Source organism: Microbulbifer mixtoriginis (SeqCode) (assembly GCF_052468275.1).
Genome location: NZ_CP174341.1, coordinates 1,767,858 through 1,788,655 on the forward strand (window position 1 = coordinate 1,767,858; position 20,798 = coordinate 1,788,655).

14 protein-coding genes are annotated in these 20,798 nt (G+C 49.0%); 11 read left to right on the forward strand and 3 right to left on the reverse strand.

Annotated features, from left to right (window positions below; genetic code table 11):
* Positions 1-34 precede the first annotated feature (34 nt).
* Complete coding sequence (gene nagA / locus ACJJIC_RS07690) at positions 35-1,162, forward strand: N-acetylglucosamine-6-phosphate deacetylase (protein ID WP_444910323.1); 1,128 nt, start codon at positions 35-37, stop codon at positions 1,160-1,162.
* Positions 1,163-1,178: 16 nt separating this feature from the next.
* Here nagA and ACJJIC_RS07695 read toward each other — a convergent pair whose 3' ends face one another.
* Entirely contained in the window at positions 1,179-2,252 is a 1,074-nt protein-coding gene (locus tag ACJJIC_RS07695; protein WP_444910322.1) for a LacI family DNA-binding transcriptional regulator, read from the reverse strand.
* Positions 2,253-3,062: 810 nt separating this feature from the next.
* Between ACJJIC_RS07695 and edd the strand changes: the two genes are divergently transcribed.
* From edd to ACJJIC_RS07745, 10 genes are all read left to right on the forward strand, one after another.
* A complete protein-coding gene (gene edd / locus ACJJIC_RS07700) occupies positions 3,063-4,880 on the forward strand; it encodes a phosphogluconate dehydratase (protein ID WP_445356715.1) in 1,818 nt (605 codons plus the stop codon).
* Positions 4,881-4,934: 54 nt separating this feature from the next.
* The gene (gene zwf, locus ACJJIC_RS07705; protein WP_444887006.1) at positions 4,935-6,395 is read left to right on the forward strand and encodes a glucose-6-phosphate dehydrogenase; all 1,461 of its coding nucleotides are present in this window, start codon (positions 4,935-4,937) and stop codon (positions 6,393-6,395) included.
* Between the two features lie 56 nt (positions 6,396-6,451).
* Entirely contained in the window at positions 6,452-7,162 is a 711-nt protein-coding gene (gene pgl, locus ACJJIC_RS07710) for a 6-phosphogluconolactonase (protein ID WP_444910320.1), read from the forward strand.
* 21 nt (positions 7,163-7,183) lie between these two features.
* Positions 7,184-7,813: a bifunctional 4-hydroxy-2-oxoglutarate aldolase/2-dehydro-3-deoxy-phosphogluconate aldolase gene (locus ACJJIC_RS07715; protein ID WP_444910319.1), complete on the forward strand. Its 630-nt coding sequence runs from the start codon at positions 7,184-7,186 to the stop codon at positions 7,811-7,813.
* Positions 7,814-7,976: 163 nt separating this feature from the next.
* Positions 7,977-9,011 carry a type I glyceraldehyde-3-phosphate dehydrogenase gene (gene gap, locus ACJJIC_RS07720; RefSeq protein ID WP_444910318.1) on the forward strand — a complete coding sequence of 345 codons (1,035 nt, stop codon included), beginning with the start codon at positions 7,977-7,979 and terminating at the stop codon, positions 9,009-9,011.
* A 153-nt stretch (positions 9,012-9,164) separates the two neighbouring features.
* Entirely contained in the window at positions 9,165-10,601 is a 1,437-nt protein-coding gene (gene pyk, locus ACJJIC_RS07725) for a pyruvate kinase (RefSeq protein ID WP_444910317.1), read from the forward strand.
* Between the two features lie 826 nt (positions 10,602-11,427).
* Positions 11,428-16,422 (forward strand): RHS repeat-associated core domain-containing protein, encoded by a 4,995-nt coding sequence (locus ACJJIC_RS07730; protein WP_444910316.1) that lies wholly within the window; start codon positions 11,428-11,430, stop codon positions 16,420-16,422.
* Positions 16,412-16,813 (forward strand): hypothetical protein, encoded by a 402-nt coding sequence (locus ACJJIC_RS07735; protein ID WP_444910315.1) that lies wholly within the window; start codon positions 16,412-16,414, stop codon positions 16,811-16,813. Before ACJJIC_RS07730 ends, ACJJIC_RS07735 begins: the two co-directional genes overlap by 11 nt.
* A gap of 139 nt (positions 16,814-16,952) precedes the next feature.
* Positions 16,953-17,603 (forward strand): hypothetical protein, encoded by a 651-nt coding sequence (locus ACJJIC_RS07740; RefSeq protein WP_507012347.1) that lies wholly within the window; start codon positions 16,953-16,955, stop codon positions 17,601-17,603.
* An 855-nt stretch (positions 17,604-18,458) separates the two neighbouring features.
* The gene (locus ACJJIC_RS07745; RefSeq protein WP_444900030.1) at positions 18,459-19,115 is read left to right on the forward strand and encodes a hypothetical protein; all 657 of its coding nucleotides are present in this window, start codon (positions 18,459-18,461) and stop codon (positions 19,113-19,115) included.
* A gap of 495 nt (positions 19,116-19,610) precedes the next feature.
* Here the strand turns inward: ACJJIC_RS07745 and ACJJIC_RS07750 are convergent, their stop codons facing one another.
* Positions 19,611-20,174, reverse strand: a complete 564-nt coding sequence (locus tag ACJJIC_RS07750; RefSeq protein WP_444900032.1) for an MAPEG family protein — start codon at positions 20,172-20,174, stop codon at positions 19,611-19,613.
* 454 nt (positions 20,175-20,628) lie between these two features.
* A complete protein-coding gene (locus tag ACJJIC_RS07755; protein ID WP_252083045.1) occupies positions 20,629-20,775 on the reverse strand; it encodes a hypothetical protein in 147 nt (48 codons plus the stop codon).
* Between the last annotated feature and the right edge of the window lie 23 nt (positions 20,776-20,798).

Below are 20,798 nucleotides of genomic sequence, written 5' to 3' on the forward strand. Positions count from 1 at the left end.
CGGTGTAAATAATATTCAGTGTTAAGGAGAGGTTGTGGCTTTCGCCCTGGTCGCAGAGAAGCTTTTTGATGGTGAACGGATCTTGGAGGACGTGTCACTGATTATCGACGATGATGGTCGCATTGCCTCCGTTGGAAAATCCCCGCAGTCCTCAGCGACATATTTACAGGGCCTATTGGCGCCGGGGTTGGTGGATGTGCAGGTGAATGGTGGTGGTGGTGTACTGTTTAACCAAGAGCCCAATGTTGCAGGACTACGTACAATGGGCGAGGCTCATGCCCGGTTCGGCACTACAGCTTTTCTCCCCACGCTGATTACCGACCGTCTCGATATTATGCAGGAAGCTGCGAATGCGGTTAGTGCTGCGCTGCATCAGCAAGTACCCGGTGTGATCGGTATCCACTTTGAAGGACCACATCTTAGCGTGCCGAAAAAGGGGACTCATGAGCAGTCATTTATTCGTCCTCTTAGCGATGAGGAGTGGGAAATTTATGCGCGAGAGGATCTGGGTATCAAGGTTGTTACCCTGGCGCCGGAAACAGTGCCCATGGAGGATATCAGTCGATTGTCTTCTATGGGGGTGCGGGTGTGTTTGGGGCATTCTAATGCCGATGGGAAAACCGTGCGTTCGGCATTGCAGGCTGGCGCAGTGGGTTTTACACATTTGTACAATGCCATGTCGCCGTTGCATTCTCGCGAGCCGGGTATGGTGGGATCCGCTCTTGTTAGCGACGAAGCCTGGTGCGGAATTATTGCTGATGGTCATCATGTCAGTGCCGAGGCTATTACTCTGGCGCTCAAGGTTAAGCCGCGTGGAAAGCTGCTTCTTGTGACTGATGCCATGTCCCTGGTGGGGAGTGATGCGCTGAGCTTTCCGTTATTTGATCGGGTGGTAACTAGAGAGGGGGATAAGCTCACTTCAAGTACCGGAGAGTTGGCCGGTTCGCATCTGGATATGATGGGGGCAGTGCGTAATATCAGCGACTGGTGTGGCTTGGATATCTGTGAATCCTTGCGAATGGCAAGCCTCTATCCTTGCCAGTTTCTGGGTTCGCAGGGCGGAAGTATTGCTCCTGGAACCAAAGCGAATTTTATTTTGCTCGACCGTAGTTTTAATGTGCAAAAAACCTGGATCGGTGGGCGTCAGGTTTATGGTGAGTAGTGTGCCTGCCTCTCAATCAAGTTTGAGGGTTGTAGGCTTTCTCAACTACCGGACCGCTGGATTCTCGCACGATTAGACTCGGCGTAAAACTGCGGTAATTGCTATCTGACTTTACGCCGTTTAGTTGTTCTTTTTCCTGTCCTCCACGGCGATGAATATGCTCCAATAACAGTTCTGCAGCGCGACGGGCAATATCTTCGTTCGGTTGGTGAGCGGTGGTGAGCTTCGGCCAGGTCTGGCGTGAAAAGGGGCTGTCTTCGAAGCCAGCGATAGAAAGTTGTTGGGGCACCTCAATGTTTAACATGCGCGCGGCAAAAAGTGCTCCTGCAGCCATTTCATCATTACCGGCAAAGATGGCCGTGGGAGGGGTGACTGAGTGTAATAAGGCGGTCGCCCCGGCTACGCCGGAGTCAAAGGAATATTCGCCCTCTATGACCTGCTCTTCAGTAAAAGGTAAGCCAGCTTTTTGCAGGGCCTTTTTGTAACCCGCTAGTCGGCTGAGGGTGGATAAGTGTTCGGCGCCACCGCCAAGGTAGGCAATTTGTCTGTGCCCCAGCTGCAATAAATGTTGGGTAATTGTGAAAGCGGCGGTTTCGTCATCAATTGCAATGCAGTTTTCCTCTCCCTGGCCGCAACCTTCAGAGGAAATTATCCGTACAAACTCCACATCCAGTGACTTCAAAGTATCGATAACTTCCCGGGTCTCGGAGAAAGGGGGAGTGAGTACCAGTCCGGCAACCCGGCTTTGCTCTATTAGTTTGCGCAACTCTTCATGGATGGTTTCTCTTCGGCCACTGCCAGGATGGATAAGCAGTTCGTAGCCCCGTTCGCGGCAGGCTTCGAGGATGCCGTTTTGCATGTCGATCACATAGTAGGCATTGGGGTTGTCGTAAATAAGGGCAATGGAATAGGAATGGGTACCTGCCAGATTGCGTGCGGCCAGGTTGGGACGGTAGTTTAGGGCTTGTACCGCCTGCATGACCCGCTCGCGGGTGCTGGGGCGCACAGAGGGTTCATTGTTGATGACCCGGGAAACTGTCTTTATTGATACGCCTGCGCGTGCGGCAACGTCGTTAATGGTGACTTTCATCGGCACCGATTCCTCTAGCAAAACCTGCCCTGGGGAGGCCTTAGCCTCAAGCTCATCTCATCTTCTTTGTTCGGACCATCCGAAGTAAAAAGGATCACTCGGTACTGACAGTTTGGCAGCAGCTAGTAATCCCGGTTAATGGCGGTAGTGGGCATGAGCAAAATATACTGATCTGACATCTTTTTGTAATTTTCTTACATTATTACCTTTTGGTACCAAAAATATATTTCCCGTATATCTTGCTATTGTGGCGTTTAATTCTCTTTATTGGAGGATTTCGCATCGTTTCACTTGGCCTTCCCAGGCTAATGGCTTGGTTCTTGTGTCGGCTAGAGACTGGCTCTTGATCTTTTTTGTAGTTTTACTACATAATGCGCTTCATCAAGCTTGCAGGGCCTTATTTTGCTAGTGCCATTTGAGGTTTGTGAGCTTTCTACTCCATCTGGAGGGGGGAGGTTTTGATCTCACTGGCCCATTAGTATCCGATAGAGTTAGTGGGCTCCGGTAAAAATTAGGCCTGGTAAGAAATTGCATTTCTTGAGGTTTGGTAGGGGTATTGATCAAGCCTATTAGTTTTTCCTGAAAAAAAAGTGCACTTTTTTTGCTGGGTGGGCGATGGAATTCTCCAGCTTGTTCATCGCCTGCCGGGTGATAGGGCTTCGTCCGCACTACAACCCAGTCAGGCGGCGGGATTTTACTTGCCGAAAGGCCTTTTCAGGGATGAAAACTCAATGGTGGCTGTGCCGCCACCGCAATAAGGCATCGATGTCAGCTCAAGCGTGCATCGAGCAGAATTAATACGGAAGAGTCATGGTTCACAGCAAGGTTCAGGCAGTTACCGGGCGAATTATCCAGCGCAGTGAGGAAACCCGCGCTCAGTATTTAGCTCAGGTGGAGAAGGCGCACATTGAAGGGCGTGCCACTGCGCACCTGTCCTGTGGCAATCTGGCCCATGCTATTGCAGCCTCTCCAGAAAAGGACAAACAGCTTATTGTTTCCGGGCGTGGCCCCAATCTGGGGATTGTTACCGCTTATAACGATATGCTCTCAGCGCACCAGCCCTATGGGCTTTATCCGCCACGCTTGAAAGAGGCGGCGGCGCGTCACGGTGCCACTGCGCAAGTAGCCGGTGGGGTACCGGCGATGTGCGATGGGGTGACGCAGGGGCGGCCAGGTATGGAGCTGAGTCTCTTTTCCCGCGATGTCATTGCCATGTCCACAGCCATCGCCCTTTCCCACGATGTCTTTGAAGGCGCTATGTTCCTCGGTATCTGCGACAAGATAGTGCCGGGACTGGTAATCGGTGCCCTCGCTTTTGGACATCTACCCTCAATTTTTGTACCGGCGGGCCCAATGCCCACTGGGCTTTCTAATGCGGAAAAAGTACGAGTTCGCCAGCTCTATGCTGAGGGCAAGGTTGGTCGTGCCGAATTGTTGGAGGCGGAGAGCGCTTCTTACCACAGTGCTGGCACCTGTACTTTTTACGGCACCGCTAACAGCAACCAGATGTTGGTGGAAATTATGGGCCTGCAGTTGCCAGGCAGTTCATTTGTCAATCCTGGCACTGGCCTGCGCGATGCACTTAATGAAGCGGCGGTGGCACAGTTAGCAAAAATTACTGAGCCCAGCCAGCACACACCCATCGCGAAAATCCTCACAGAAAAAACATTTGTTAACGGTATTGTGGGACTGCTCGCCACAGGTGGTTCCACCAACCATACGCTGCATTTAATAGCGATGGCGCGAGCTGCCGGTATCCAGATCACGTGGCAGGATATGGCCGACCTCTCTGAAGTGGTGCCTCTGTTGTGCCATGTCTACCCGAACGGTACAGCCGATATCAATCACTTTGCGGCAGCTGGCGGTATGCAACTCCTGATGAGTGAGTTGCTTGAGGCTGGCCTGTTACATGGTGATGTATGCACGGTGCTGGGTGATAGTGGTCTTGAGTCCTATTGCCAAGACCCCTTCCTCAACGAGTCTGGTGATGGTGTAGTTTGGCGGCCAACGGCGAAAGAGAGCGGCGACACTACAGTGATTCGCCCTGTTAGCGATCCTTTCTCCCATCACGGCGGCTTACAGCTACTGGAGGGCAACCTCGGTCGTAGTGTGATCAAAGTTTCCGCGATTAAACCAGAGCATCTCAAGGTGAAAGCGCCGGCGATTGTGCTGCATAACCAGGATGAATTGCTGGAGCGTTTCAAAGCTGGCGAGCTGGAACGGGATTTTGTTGCGGTAGTGCGTTTTCAGGGACCACAAGCAAACGGTATGCCTGAACTGCATAAGCTGACTCCAACCCTGGGTGTACTGCAAGATCGAGGCTTCAAAGTGGCCCTGGTCACCGATGGGCGGATGTCCGGTGCTTCCGGCAAGGTGCCGGCGGCTATTCATATGTCTCCTGAGGCCGTCGAAGGCGGCCCCATTGCCAAGGTGCGCGATGGTGACATAGTGGAGCTAGATGCCGAAGCTGGCGTGTTGCGGGTCTTGGTGGATGAAACGGAATTACATGCGCGCGAACTCGCTCAGTGCGATTTATCTAATAGCGCCCGCGGTATGGGCCGGGAACTCTTTGCCAATATGCGCGCTATCGCCAGTGGTGCCGAGAGTGGTGCCAGTATCCTTTATTAATATGTGTCGCTCAAAAGAAACGGCGCAGTAGAAAACGATTTCAGAGCAAAATTTATGTCTAACCCATTTGATATGGTGTTATTTGGTGGTGGTGGTGATCTTGCCCTGCGCAAGTTGATTCCAGCACTGTATCGCGCTTACCGAGAGGGCAGCTTAGCAGAGGGCTGCCGAATTCTTCCTGTTTGTCGCCACCAGCAAGACGCCGATCAATATCTAAATGTGGCACTTCAGGCCCTACAGCAGCATTTGCGCGATGGTGAATATTGCAATTCCATCTGGACTGGTTTTAGCCAGTTATTACGCCCTGTGGCCCTGGATATTTCTGTACCGGATCAACAGTGGACGCACTTATCGGACATCCTCGAATCAGATCCCGAGCGAGTACGAATTTTTTATTTGGCGATTCCCCCTGGTGTTTTTGGCCCCTGCTGTGAAAACCTTTCATCCAAAGGCTTAATTAGTAAAAATTCCCGGGTGGTGGTAGAAAAACCTCTCGGTTATAACGCGCAGACTTCCGACGAAATCAATAGCAAAATTGCGAGTTACTTTCCGGAAAATAGTATTTTCCGCATCGATCATTACCTGGGTAAGGAAACCGTTCAAAACTTGCTGGCCTTGCGTTTTAGTAATGTATTGTTCGAGCACCTTTGGGATGCAAAAACTATTGACCATATACAGATTAGTATTTCTGAAACTGTCGGCCTTGAAGGCCGCGCGGGTTTTTATGATGAAACCGGTGCGCTGCGGGATATGGTGCAAAATCATCTTTTACAACTTTTGTGCCTGATCGCTATGGATTCTCCGAATTCCATGACCGCGAAAAATGTTCGAGCGGAAAAAATCAAGGTATTGGAGGCGTTGCGCCCACTAAAGGGCGGTTTGGTAGATAAAAACGTTGTGCGTGGCCAGTATGTTGCTGGAGAAATTAATGGTCAAAAGGTGCCGGGGTATCTGGATGATCTGGAAGGTGGCGCTAGTGCCACGGAAACCTTTGTCGCTTTGCGTGCATATATCGATAGCTGGCGTTGGGCGGGAGTACCTTTTTACCTGCGTACAGGCAAGCGTATGGAAAAACGCTGTGCGGAAATTGTGGTGCAGTACAAAAAAGTTTCCCACCTAGTCTATGACGAGAGTGCCGGCAATGTTGTCCCCAATCGTTTGGTTATCCGCTTGCAGCCGGAAGAGAGCATCCGGCTGATTTTGATGGCCAAGAAAATGGATAGCCTGACCACTGAGCTACAGCCGGCGGAATTGAATTTAACGCTTTCAGACACTTATGACAGCTTCCGCAGTGATGCCTATAAGCGGTTGATGCTCGATGCCGCTGCCAATAACTCGGCCCTGTTTATTCACCGCGATGAAGTGGCGGCAGCCTGGGCCTGGGTGGACCCTATTATTGAACACTGGCGTGAAACCGAAAATCAGCCCAAGCCCTATCCTGCGGGTAGCTGGGGACCAGAAGAAGCTAACGAACTGCTAGCGCGTGATGGTCGCCAATGGTTTAACGCCTACTAATGATTTTGTGGATTACCTATTTTTAAGGTAATCCATGACGATGGATGGAAGTATTCATGGCAGAAGAGAAATTCTTTACCGATCGTGAACGCCTGGTACAGGCACTGGCCTACGACTGTGCCTGCGAACTGCAGCAAGGCATTAAAGAGTCTGGTCAAGCCACTTTTCTTGTCTCGGGAGGCAGTACTCCGGAACCGGTTTATCGCGAACTTTCCAAGCGTCCACTGCCCTGGGCGCAGATTACGGCGGCGCTGGTGGATGAACGCTGGGTAGCAAAATCCCACACTGGCAGCAACCAGGCATTTATTGAAAACAGCCTACTGCAAAATAATGCCGCCGAGGCCACTTTGCTGGGCATGAAAAACACTCATAGTAGTGCTGTAGAGGGTGAAGCTGATTGTGAGCGCGCCTATGACGAGCTGCCGCGCCCCTTTGATGTGTGCATTCTGGGAATGGGTAACGACGGCCACACCGCTTCTTTATTTCCCCATGCGCAAGGGCTTGCAGAAGCACTAAATCCAGATTCGGAGAAATTGTGTAGCGCCATTACCGCGCAACAGAGTGCCGTAACCGGTACCAATACCGAACGTATGACGCTGACCCTAAATGCCATTTTACAGGCAAAAAATATCAAGCTACTGATTACCGGTGAGGAAAAACTCAAGGTTTATCGTGAAGCCCTGCTCGGTAGTGATGAAATGGAAATGCCGGTGCGCAGTATTCTCAAGCAGGGACTGAAGCCGGTCACTGTGTATTGGGCGCCTTAACGAACGATTTGGAATTGATTGATGCAGAAAAATATCGCCGACATTTTGCAGTCTGCTGGCGTTGTCCCAGTGTTGGTTATCGAGCGGGCTGAAGATGCGTTGCCCCTGGCTGAGGCCTTGCTCAAAGGTGGCTTGAATGTTCTTGAGGTGACCCTGCGTACAGAAGCGGCCTTGGCTGCAGTAGAGCAAATTGCCAAACACCTACCCGAGGCTCATGTGGGTACCGGCACAGTGCTAAATGGCGATGACCTGCGCCGTTCTGTCGATGCAGGAGCGCGCTTTATGGTAAGCCCTGGTGCTACAGAAAAACTATTGGCATCAGCGGAAAAAAGTGATGTGCCTCTATTACCCGGTGCCGCCAGTGCCTCTGAAGTAATGAGCCTGTATGAGCGGGGTTACCGTTATCAGAAATTTTTCCCTGCCGAGGCCGCCGGTGGTGTGGCCATGCTGAAGTCCCTTGCCGGTCCATTAGCGGAAGTAAAATTTTGCCCAACGGGTGGTGTGAGCCCCAACAACGCGGCGGATTACCTGGCACTTAACAACGTGGTTTGTGTGGGAGGTTCCTGGATGGCCTCAAGTGCCTTGGTACAGGAGAAAAATTGGGCCGAGATTACCCGTCTTTCGCAACAGGCTGCAGCACTGGAATCTTAATCTGTTAATTGCCTGTGTCGTTCCCGAATTGTTCGGGTAGTACTTTAGTGACTGATGCAAGTGCGCTACACCATCAGGCAAATCGTCATAAAAGTTCGCTAGAGTGCATTCATAAATGGATGCAATAGGGGATAACCAGAAGCTAAAAAAAAGGTAAAGCCAGATGAAAATTAAAGTCGCCATCAATGGTTACGGCCGTATCGGTCGCAACGTCACCCGTGCCATCTACGAGTCCGGTTACCGCGATCGTATCCAGTTGGTTGCGATTAATGACTTGGCTCCGGTTGCCTCCAATGCGCATTTGACGCGTTTTGATACTATTCACGGCCGCTTTGCCACCGAAGTAAAAGTGGACGGCAATGCGTTGATTATCGGCTCTGATAGAGTTCAGGTCTATCAGGAGCGCGATCCGGCTAAACTGCCTTGGGGAAAGCTGGGGGTGGATCTGGTATTGGAATGTACCGGCCGCTTTACTGACAAGGCTTCTGCTTCTGCCCATATCGAAGCCGGTGCTGCAGCGGTGCTGATTTCCGCTCCTTCAAAAGATGCAGATCTCACCGTAGTTTACGGCGTGAATAATAGTAACCTGACCTCGGAGCATCGCGTAGTTTCCAATGCTTCCTGCACCACCAATTGCCTGGCACCGGTGGCACAGGCGCTGCACCGTACGCTGGGAATTGAGCGGGGCTTTATGACCACGGTGCATGCCTATACCAACGACCAAAACACTCAGGATGCGGTACATGCGGATATTTATCGGGCACGTGCTGCGGCCGACAATATGATTCCCACCAAGACTGGGGCGGCGGCGGCCGTGGGTCTGGTATTACCGGAATTAAAGGGGCGCTTGGATGGAATGGCGGTTCGGGTGCCGGTAAGTAACGTCTCTCTGGTGGACTGTCAGTTTATTGCGAGCCGCGATACTACGGTTGAAGAGGTAAACCGTATTATGCAGAGCGCCGCAGAAGCCAGTGGTGGTGTTTTGAGCTATTGCGACCAGCCTTTGGTTTCTGTGGATTTTAATCACACCACCGCTTCCAGCCACTTCGATGCCAATCACACGCGGGTGAATGGAAATCTGGTGAAGGTGATGGCCTGGTATGACAATGAATGGGGCTTCTCCCACCGTATGTTGGATACCAGCTTGGCCATGGCAGCAGCTTTACAGTTGGATCTGCCGGTGGCGGAATCTGCCTGAGTATATTCTTATGATAGGTTGCCCCTAAATTAGAAAACCCTTGTGGGAAAGCCTGTGAATTCGTCTTGTACTCTAGTGGGCCGGCTAAATTTACTTTTGCAGTGCTAGCCGGTCGTAGAGATTTTCTTTCAAACAAATATCTAACGGGACCATATGATTCGCCATACAAAAATCGTCGCCACTCTGGGACCCGGTACCGATAAGCCGCGTGTGATCGATGAAATGATTCGTGCCGGCGTGAATGTTGTGCGTTTAAATTTCTCCCATGGTAGTGTCGATGACCATCGCCGTCGGGTGCGGGAAGTGCGAGATGCTGCTGAGGCCCAGGGGAAAACTGTCGCAGTACTGGGCGACTTACAGGGCCCCAAAATTCGAATTGCCCGTTTTACAGCCGGCAGCGTGGCGCTTGAGAACAATGATGAGTTCACACTGGATCTCGACTGCCCTCCGGAAGGGGGCGATGAGCATCGTGTGGGGGTCGACTACCCCAGTCTGATCAGCGATTGCCATTCCGGTAATATTCTCTTACTCGACGATGGCAAGATTCGCCTGGAGGTGACGGGCACAACTGCCAGCAAACTGTATTGCCGTGTGCTACAGGGCGGTAAACTCTCCAATAACAAGGGCATTAACCTGCTTGGCGGTGGCTTGTCCGCGCCAGCTTTAACTGAAAAAGATTACCGCGATATTGAACTGGCTGCCGAGTTGGAAGTGGATTTCCTCGCAGTGAGTTTCCCCCGCTGTGCCGAGGACCTGGAGACCGCGCGCAAGGCCATGCAGGCTGCTGGTAGCCAGGCCGCTATTGTGGCCAAGATTGAGCGCGCCGAAGCCGTTGCCGACGATACACAGATGGATGCCCTGATACTTGCTTCTGATGCGATTATGGTGGCACGTGGCGACCTAGGAGTAGAGATTGGCGATCCCGCTCTGGTGGGTGTGCAAAAGAAACTGATCAACCGTGCCAATGCGCTTAATCGTGGCGTAATCACCGCGACGCAAATGATGGAGTCCATGATTACCAGCCCAACGCCTACCCGCGCGGAAGTGATGGACGTGGCTAATGCTGTGCTGGATGGTACCGATGCGGTGATGCTTTCTGCAGAGACCGCTGCAGGAGATTACCCGGTCTCTGCAGTGGAATCCATGAGTGAGGTGATTGTGGGGGCAGAGCAGTATCTCGGCAGTGTGCCTTACTCGCCAGAGGAACATGGTGCTTCGGATCGTATTGATACCGTGATCGCCCAGGCCGCTATTGATGTGGCTGCCCGAGTGGAGAATCTCTGCGCAGTGGCTGCGTTGACAGAGTCTGGCCGAACCCCGCGTATGATGTCCCGCGCCAATACCCGCCTGCCGATTTACGCTATGACAAGGCACCCCAATGTTGCACGTCAGCTGGTACTCTTGCGCGGAGTAGAGCCCATCAGTTACGACCCAACCACGGTGCCTCTGGGGCACCTTACCGAGTCAATTATCGAAGTGCTGGGCGCGCGCATAGACCTGCAAAAAGGCCAGCGGGTATTGATCACCCAAGGTGAGCGCCTCAATGTCGGTGGTCATACCAACTCGATGCGTATTAAAGAAATCGAATAAATCTTTATGGTGTAAGTCATTACTAACGATTTGGGAGTTGAAATTAGTAATGGCTTTCACCTGAAAAGAAAAATTGTCGATAAACTTTTCATTTCTCCATTCTCAGCTGCTCACTTTTTCACCCAGCTCTAAATTCTTTCCAATCTTTTCTTCTCTCCTGGTTTGTGATGTTGTTCACGTTGCGCCTGATCCTGGAGTGGTTCTATAGATCCAACTAGTAGCTACTAGTTAAAGCAGTGAAGAGGGATGGCAGCACAAATAACTTTTTTAATGAGTTATTGCCGGTTAAATTCGAATTTGATTTTTCTTTTAGATCTTTGCAGTAAATTATCTGTTGTTAGGATGATTGCCTTTATATTTATTACGCTTAATTCAAAATATTTTCAGTAATTTATTTGTCTGCAGCGCTACACTCGTTGTCGTACTCGTGTAATACCGTTTATCTATCCCCCTCGACCTATTTGCGGTAATCTGCCCAGATAGGTCGCAATTTCAGGTATCCCTTACCGGTAGCTTTGGCCTCATCCCATCCAGGTGCCGGTAAATTGGAGCTATTGGCAAGTAGTTTTCCATAAGCTTTCGGGATCATGAGGTTTACTATTTAAGATTTCACAAATTGCGAACATCCTAATCCAAAAGATTTTGGGCTGTGACAAGTACTAGTCGTGTTATTACTTGCAGAGTGAACAATTTTTATTGGAATAGAGGCCGGCCATGTGCGCCGGGTTGTAAATAGATGTGAAGATAAATCGGGATGATTTATTGGATCTGGCAAAGATAAAAGAAGCTGGCGTAGAGCGGGCTTACGGCGTTTGAAGGATTATCCATGCAGCTAAGTGTCGAGAATAGGCAAGGCATTCGTTATATGGTGAGAGTTGGCTGGGCGTACCAGATGGGTATTCCCCTGCAGGTGGATGCCACCCAGCTCTTATCTATGTTCGATAACGCCGCCATTCAGGAGATCTATGAATACTTTTTCGGCTTGAATGGGATTTCCTGCAATACGCTGAGTGTCAGTATCCAGTCCAGTCAGTCGGGTACGATATTTCTTGGCCCCTTAAGTGAAACTCCGGGACATTTAACCAGCCGGGAAAAAGAAATCTACCTGGCCCTGGTACAAAACCGCCTGATTATTGAGGAAGCCCCATTTGCCGCTACCGAGCTGGTCGACAAGCAGGCGCAACTGCTCAGCAAAATCCGTATAGGGTTTCAGCAGATTATTGCTCAAGAGCGGGCTGAGGCTGCGTTGATTCAGCAGCGCCATGAACAGCGCTCGGGTCTAAAGAAGGTAGGTGCTTATATTAATCGAGGCGCTACGGGCCTGGGCAACGCTGCCTGGGGGCTGGCCGTTTGGGCTAAAGACGTGCTTGAAGTGGCTGCACTAATCCATCCTGTACGTCAGTCCTTTGAGCAAAATAAAGCGGTTGTCAATTACCTGCTCCATGATAAAAGTCTTGTAGAGTCTCAACGGGAATATTTATCGGCTGTTCAGCGAGAAGCGGTAGATGTACTCGGCTTCGACCCCTCTAAAATCACCAAGCAGCAATTTGATCTGGCCCTTGAGGTGGCTGAACTGATTTATGACGATCCGGCGCTACGCGATATCATCATCCGTTTTGCCAAGGATTACGCCAGTGCCCAGCACAGTTTAGAAATCACCGAAATGGCCGGTGGTGGAGCTTTTGAGATTATTCTCACCATCGTGTTGGCTGCGGCTACAGGGGGTATTGGTGCGGTAGCGGCTATGGCGAAAAATACGCGCCTGCTAACAGCCTTCCGTGGCATCGGCGACCTGATGATGGATTTTGCCAAGCTGAAAAAGCAGCGCAATTTGCTCTCCAAAAAACGCGGTGGCAATGCCAAGGGCAATGGAGCCAGCTTCTCCGATTTAAGCTCTTCAGAGGCTTCAGTGCCGTCATCTTCCAGCGGCCCCTCGTCAAGCAGTTCCTCCTCAAGCAGCACTTCCTCTAGTGGTAGCTCTAGTACTAGCAATAGCTCTTCTAGCGGTTCCAGCAATGGCAATCAAAGTAGCCAGGGTGCTGGTTCCGGCTCCAACACAGAGGGCGGGAGTCAAGCAGGTGGCAACTCCGCCTCCAACGAACCTGATAGAGCCAACAGTGAAACAGGCACAAACCAGAATGGTGGTACTTCCCAGTGCAATGCGAATGCCTGTGAGGGCGGAGAGCCTATCAACCTAAAAACCGGTGAGGAGCGTCTCACTCTGGTGGATACGGTATTAGATGGGCCTCTGCCACTCACTGTAGCGCGTACTTACCGCAGCAGTAACCCCAAAGACTTTGGTATGGGGCACGGCTGGACCCATACCCTGGGGGAAAAGCTGATATGGCGCCCCGGTAAAGCGGTGCAATTCCACGATGCCGAGGGCCGAGTGATTAACCTGCCGGCACCAGGAGATAGCGGTCGCAGCCACAACGTGGTGGAGCAGTTATCGCTTACTCGCGTTAATGATGAACATTGGATAGTTACCCCCTATGGTGCCCCCAATGGAGTGCAGAGGCACTTTAAAGCTATCGGGGATAAGGGGACTCTTAAGCTTGCAGAAATTCGCGATGGTTACGGCAACTTCTACCTGTTCCACTATATCGATGAGCGTTTAATCTGCATCGAGAGCAGTCTCGGTGAAGCCCTGCATATCAGTCCTCCGGAAGGGCAGGCAAAAAGTTTACATATTGGTGAACTGAAAAAAGAAACCCGCGATGGTCGTATTAAAGTTCTCGCAAAATATGAGTACAACAATGAAGGCGACCTGATCAAGGCCACCGATGCTGATGGCCACAGCGAGCAGTATCAGTACCGCCAGCATGTTATTAAGCAACGTACCCTAAAAACCGGCTACCGCTTCCACTTCGAATGGGATGCCGAAGGTCCCTCGGCCCGCTGTGTACGCCAGTGGGGCGATCCTATCGATGGACAGGCCACTTACAATTACCAGTTTGATTGGGATGATGACGGCAAGGGTGTCACCGTAACTGATACCCGCGGCGGTAAAGAGCGTTATCGCTTCAATGAGCGCGCCCTGCCCATTTATCATCGCGACCCTGAAGGTGCCGAGACCCTTTACAGTTACAACGACCTGGGCCAGATCACTAAGGTACAGCTGCCAAGCGACGATGGCAGCCTGCGTGAAGAGATTTATCAATACGACGATCAGGGACGTCTGGTACAGAAAACCGATGCCGCCGGCAATAAGCACCGCATTGAATACAATAGCGAAGGCCTGCCCGCAAAAGTTATTGACCCTGCTGGGAATAAGTGGCAACGCGAGTACAACAAAAAAGGTCAGATCGCTGCCACCAAAGATCCTCTCGGCAACAGTACCCAGTATGGCTATAACCCCGTTGGTCTGATCGGCAGTGTTACCGACCCACTGGGAAATACCACTCGCTACTTGTGGAATCCTGAAGGTAAACTCGCCGCGGTCAAAGACCCCATGGGCCGCGCCCAGCACTACCACTACGACAGCGCTCGTCGCCTGGAAGAAGTACAACACGCCCCTGGCCAAGTCACTCGCTACGAATACGATGCCCAAGATCGCATCCATGCGGTAATCACCCCAGATGGTGCTCGCACCCAATACAGCTACAACCCCCAGGGGTTACTGGCCGAAGTTACCGACTCCGAAGGTCGCAGCACCTGCTACGCCTACGACGGCCTCAGTCAGGTTAAGACCCGCACCAACCCGGACGGCAGCCGCCTTGAATATCACTACGACGGGGAGCGCAACTTAGTTGGCCTCACTAACGAGAACGGAGAGCGCTACCAGCTTAAATACGATCTCAACGAACGCCTGATTGAAGAGGTCGGCTTTGATGGCCGCGTGACCCGCTATGCCTATAATCGCGCTGGCCATTTAATCAGCTCCAGAGCCGTAACCGACACTGATACTGGTAAGGGTATCGACACTATCTTCGAGCGCGACCCCTTCGGCCGCCTTTTAGAAGAAGTCACTCCAGACGGTATTACCAACTTCCGCTACAACCGCAGCGGTCAGTTAATCGAAGCGGAAAATGCCCACCGTAAATTGCGTTGGGAGTGCGACGCCAATGGGCGTGTTGTGGCCGACTGGCAGGGCAAAGACAAACTGAGTCACCAATACGATGCTGTCGGTAATCGTATTGCCACAACATTACCCGATGGTGAAGTTCTGAACTTCGCTTTCAATCCCGCTGGCCAATTCCAAAGCCTGCACCGCCGCCCTGTCGGTGGTGACGCCGCTCAACTGATCACCAGCATCAGCCACGATGAACAGGGCAGGGAAAGCCAGCGCCAGCACGGTAATGGGCTGGAAAGCCAGAGAGATTACGATCCTCAGGGTCGCTTGCAAAAACTGCGCCTGGGCAAGGCAAACGGTCCGGTATCAGATCCGACTCAGCAAAATTCCATCCTGGAGCGCAGCTACCAGTACAACAAAGCTGGCCAGATCGCGCAAATTGAGGACAGCCTGCGCGGCACCCGCAGCTACCACTACGACGCCCTCGATCGGCTGACCCAGGTAGACGGCCCCAACCCCGAATACTTTGTGCACGACCCCGCGCACAATATTCTGGCCGCCGCCAACTCGAAAGACGAAGCCAAGCAGCAAGCCAGTGCCACCCAGGTCAAAGGCAACCGTTTAGCCTTCCGTGGTGATACCCACTACCGCTACGATATCCACGGCAATCGTATTGCCGAGCTACGCGGTAAAGGACAAAAACTGCAAACCCGCTACCACTACAACAGTCGCCAGCAGCTGGTACGTGTAGAAAAGCTCAAGGTAGAAAAGGGCGCAGAGCAATTCCAGCAGGTTATTCACTACCAATACGACCCCTTGGGGCGTCGTATCGGTAAAGCGAGTGAAAGCGAGCAAACCGATTTTCTCTGGGATGGCGACGTACTCCTGCAGGAAAATAAAGTCGATACCCAGACCCAGCAGGATCTCAATACCCGTACCTACTACTTTGAACCGGGTACATTTAAACCTGTTGGATTAAAAGAAAACAAACACGAGAAAGAGCAGGTTTATCACTACCATCTGGATCACCTGGGAACTCCAGATACCCTCACTAATCAGGATGGTGAAGTGGTATGGAGTGTTGCCTACAAGAGCTATGGCAATATTGCTCTGGTCCATGAAAATCAGATAGAGCAGCCGATTCGTTTCCAGGGCCAGTACTTTGATGAAGAGACTGGCCTGCATTACAACCGGTTTAGATACTATGATCCTCAGGTTGGGGAGTTTACTCAGCAGGATCCGATAGGGCTCCATGGTGGAGTAAATAACTATCAATATGTCCTTAATCCAATTAGGTGGATTGATCCATATGGTTTAAAAAGTAAAGATTGTCCACCCGAGAAAGATCATCAACTAGTTATTGGTGCTTACTCAAGTTCTTTAACTGGACATGCAGTTGTGGCTGTAATTGATCCAAGTGGAAATGAAATTTTAGCTGGTTTATCTATGGAGAATTATACTGGGCCTAAAGATTTATTTAATGCTTTGAAGGGATCGCCAGGATATATTCATTCTGGTACTTTGGCTGAAATATCTGCAAGAAATCCAGATTTTGCGACATTATCTACTCCAATTACAAGAGAGCAGGCTGATAAGGCACTTGAGAAAATTTATGAATATGCGGATAAAACAGAGTCAGGAGAATTTAAATACAATCTACTTAATCGACAGTGTGCAATTTTTGCTTGTGAGGTTAGTGAGGCTGCAGGAGTGACTCCTCCTGATGCAGGTAAGATAGTTCGTAGGCCGAAAAAACTACACTCCTCAATTAAAAAGCTAGTTAGTTCAAGTGAGAAGAATGATGGATAAAGCTTATGGATCTGACTTTCATGTTGAAATTTATTCTGAAGGCTGTTTGTGGTTGAAAAAGCCTACAGATGTTAATGAGGTTGTGTGCACAATAAGTAGTAAAGAAATTCAGTTGTCAGGGGGGAAGGGAGTGCTTCCAATGAAAAATATAAGGAAAATCCTTGCCAAAGAACGACCGGGTGGGAAGGCTGAATTTCGAGTTTATATGAAGGAAAATAAAACCTGGAATGAAAATATGAAAAAAAAACATCCTGTTCGATGGCGGCTAGGTTTGATAACTAAAAGTAAACCTAAAGAAATTATGCTTGGGGTGGCTAAAGCTGTAAAAGATAAAGATATTTTAATTGATTTTTTTCGTGAGGCTGGTATTTGTGTCGAGTCAGTTTCATAATTTTTCTTATTATGATCAGTATTCGGGCAGTATTTAGAATAAATGGGGTCAGAGTAAACTATTGTCGTTTAATTAACCTTTAAGCAGTTTTCTGATCACTGGCTAAGAATACGATGCTCAGGATTGCATCCATGCGGTAATCACCCCAGATGGTACTCGCGCCCAATACAGTTACAACTCCCAGGGGTTACTGGTCGAAGTTACCGACTCCGAAGGTCGCAGTACCAGCTACGCCTACGACGGCCTCAGCCAGGTTAAGACGCGCACCAACCCAGACGGCAGCCGCTTGGAATACCACTATGACGGCGAGCGTAATTTAGTCGGCCTAACCAATGAAAACGGTGAGCGCTACCAGCTTAAATACGACCTCAATCAGCGCCTGATTGAAGAAGTCGGCTTCGACGGTCGCGTGACCCGCTATGCCTACAACCGCGCCGGCCATCTGATCAGCTCCAGAGCCATAACCGACACTGATACTGGTAAGGGTATCGAGACCATCTTCGAGCGCGACCCCTTCGGTCGTTTGTTAGAAGAATTGACCCCGGATGGAATTACCAACTTCCGCTACAACCGCAGTGGGCAATTAATTGAGGCGGAAAATACCCACCGCAAACTGCGCTGGGAGTGCGATGCCAATGGGCGTGTTGTTGCCGATTGGCAGGGCAAAGACAAACTGAGCCACCAATACGATGCCGTCGGTAATCGTATTGCCACAACATTACCCGATGGTGAAGTACTGGACTTCGCCTTCAACCCCGCCGGCCACTGGGCAGCGAAACCGATCATCTGATCACCAGCATCAGTCACGATGAACAGGGCAGGGAAAGCCAGCGTCAGCTCGGCAATGGGCTGGAAAGCCAGAGAGACTACGATCTTCAGGGCCGTCTGTAAAAAACTGCGACTGGGCAAGGCCAATAGTCCGGTATCAGATCCGACTCAGTCAGACTCCATCCTGAAGCGTAGCTAGCAATACAACAAAGCAGGCCAGATCGCCAAAAGAGAAGACAACCTGCATGAGAACCTGCAATTGTAACTACTGCACCCTAGAGTGCCCCTCACTGAGGGCCTTGGTTTCAAGCAAAACTATAATACCTACTGTGGCTTCGATTACACAGGTCAGGATAAATTCCTATCAGCCGTAATACCGCTGTAATGTAGAGGATAAAGTAAATTGCATTACTATTGGACTTAATGAGATCTGTCAGTATGGATATGATTTCAATGAATGCTGGAGCGCAAAAGTCAACTCTAGTGGATTCGATGCCTATCATATCCACAATTGCTCTGATCGCTTAATAAGTTAAACTCATTGATGGATGCAGATACTGCTGGCAGGAGTAATGATTCTTCCATCAAGGGCGATCTTTTTTATCAATCATCTAAATAAATTACTTTGATTGGCGCTTATATTTTTATATACATTAGTACCGTGCCAGTCATCTAATTTTGGTGGGTTTTAAAAATGTAATAAGTGCTTTGTGTTTTTCAAGTGTCTTAGAATTGCAGAATACTTTCTGATGGGTTTGCTGGTTAAAGCTAATTCATTTATACAGAAGTACATGCCATTACATACAATATATTTTTATTGATTTATAAAGTTTTAAATTGTTTAATTTTAGTATTAAAAAACTGCATAGAGTTGACCATGAGCAATAGAGCTAAAATGTCAAAGCCATCTTCCCGACCAAAGATCCATAAGGAAGGGGTTTCAGAAAAGTTGATCGGGCGTTTTGATAAAGATTTACTAGGTTTCAGTAGGCATCATATTGTTGATATACAAGGAATGGGCGAGTTTTTCGATATTGGGCGCATGATAATCAAAAATCCAGCTTTTGATGGATCTAAAGTTGATTCTTTGCAGCGTTGTGTGGCCTCAGGAGGACCACTAAGCAATGCATCTAGATCTGCCCCAATTGGATTGTCAACCCAGCAGTCATTGAGAGATTGCTTTATGTGGTCGCCTATTAATTTATTTAGCGGTCCAAGTGCTAGGTTTAGAAGTGATGACCCTGAAAGTGGCTATGAACAGGTTAGGCCACTAAGTATGTCAAAAATTCGGTGGGAAGTTTTAACGGATATTCAGGCTTTTTTGGATCTATTTCCAAGAAGGCAAGGGCGAATTGATGGTGATATATTGAACTCTCAATTGGTAGTTCAATATATGGAGTTACTGGATAAGTTGGTAGGCTTAACAAAGACAGGTGAAGGTAGGATTCATATCTTTAATTATTCTGACTGGAAGCTGACAGGGACAAGGCGGGAAAATAGCTTTGGTTATCGATTAAAGAAGTCAGTTTACTAGTGCTTGGTTGATGTTAACCTTATCCTCAGTTGCGCTTGGTTGATGAGTACAATTTTCTGATACTATGAAGGTTTTACTGTGGTCTAAATTAGATAAAAAATAATTTTCCAAGTTTTTGGGTAGATTAGAGGTCTGAAGATTAAGTTCCCAAGTGAAAATGGTTGGTTGGAGTGTGGATGTTTATCGTTTATATAGCATTCACACAGGAATTAGGTGCCCATCTAGGAATATGGTCCCTATGGTCGGTTACATATGGTAATTGCTTCAGGTTTTTCCTGAATCTTATGCACCTGTACCCCTTAGAGGCACCAGCTAATGTTAAGGGTTCCAAAGACAAGGGCGCGATTTTATCTACGAAAATCTGTGTCAATTCAAGGGTCTAAAAAAATCCCTGATCGTATCGAGCAGCTTAAGCTGGTTTTCTGAGATTATTGGTCCCACTATGAATAATCTTGCCTAGCCTGTAAATACACATCTACTTAATCTAATATAAATCTAAACAAACCAAGCGTATATAAGATAGCTAGCTATTCCATACGTAGCTAATAGGCTAATGCTCATAAAAAGACCTCGCAAGCCAGTTTTTCCTGCCAGATAGGCGACTGAATGACCCAACCTGCCCACAGCAAAACCTATAATCCAGATAGCAGTGACTGTTAATGGCGGAGAAATTAATACAAAAGGAATCGCGAGCACAGTGAAGATGCAAGTGTTTTCAGTTAGGTTTCTGTGTGCATTATGATTTCGCTTAAGCTCACTAATTGCTAATCCAGATGTTACTTCCCTGTTATTGCCGCTTTCTTGCCATTCCTCTGGTGTGGAGTACATTTTGAATTTCACTCTAGTGATCTCCGTCGATGTCATTAACAGGCTGTGGTTTCCTGTCAATATCAGAGCCGAAATAATTATTATGTGTAAGTGTGATACAGAAGGCAGGCTGACTTTGGTCGATCCTATATCCGCAAGGGGTAAGTTAATAAAGGTTGAAATAATGAATAAGGCAAATGGATAGATGGTAACTAATTTTATTGCTTTTCTTTGCTTTTGATCGAGTTCCATTCTTTATTTTTCCTAGATTATTAATCTCTGTTGTTATCAGATTGATTGGCTTGTATCGAGTGCGTCAGGGGGCTTAGGTCATGTTTGAAATTTCTGTAAGGGAGGGAAGTTATAGTAGCTAACAACTATTTTTCAAAAAGAATTTTCGGATATTGACTCATCGTAAGGCAATGTTTTTAAGGTGTGAAAAGCATTTTTTAATATTTTTTCACCAGAAATGATTACCTGTGAAACTATTTTTCCTGTCTTTATTGTGTTTCTGGTGTGGAGTCTTCATTTGAAGTAGTCCTTGAATTTAATTCTTTTTATGCCATTTGGTTGAACTTGCCGCCTCATTAAAGAAACCAATGTCATTATTACTATTTTGAGAGTTGGTACTATTGACAGTAGTTGTCTTCAGCATGGAAGGTGAGCGGGCTGTCTGGGGTTATCAATTTAATAAAATAATTAAGGTTCAGGTTATGAGAAAAGCTAATCTTTCAACTTCAATAAAAACTGCATTATCTTTGTGTTTGCTAATATCACCTGCTATCAGTTTTGCTGAAAGTGATTCTTCACTTGAGCGTGCTAATGACAACGCTAAATTTAAACGTTGTGGCACTAATCACCCCTCTATTCAGGAGG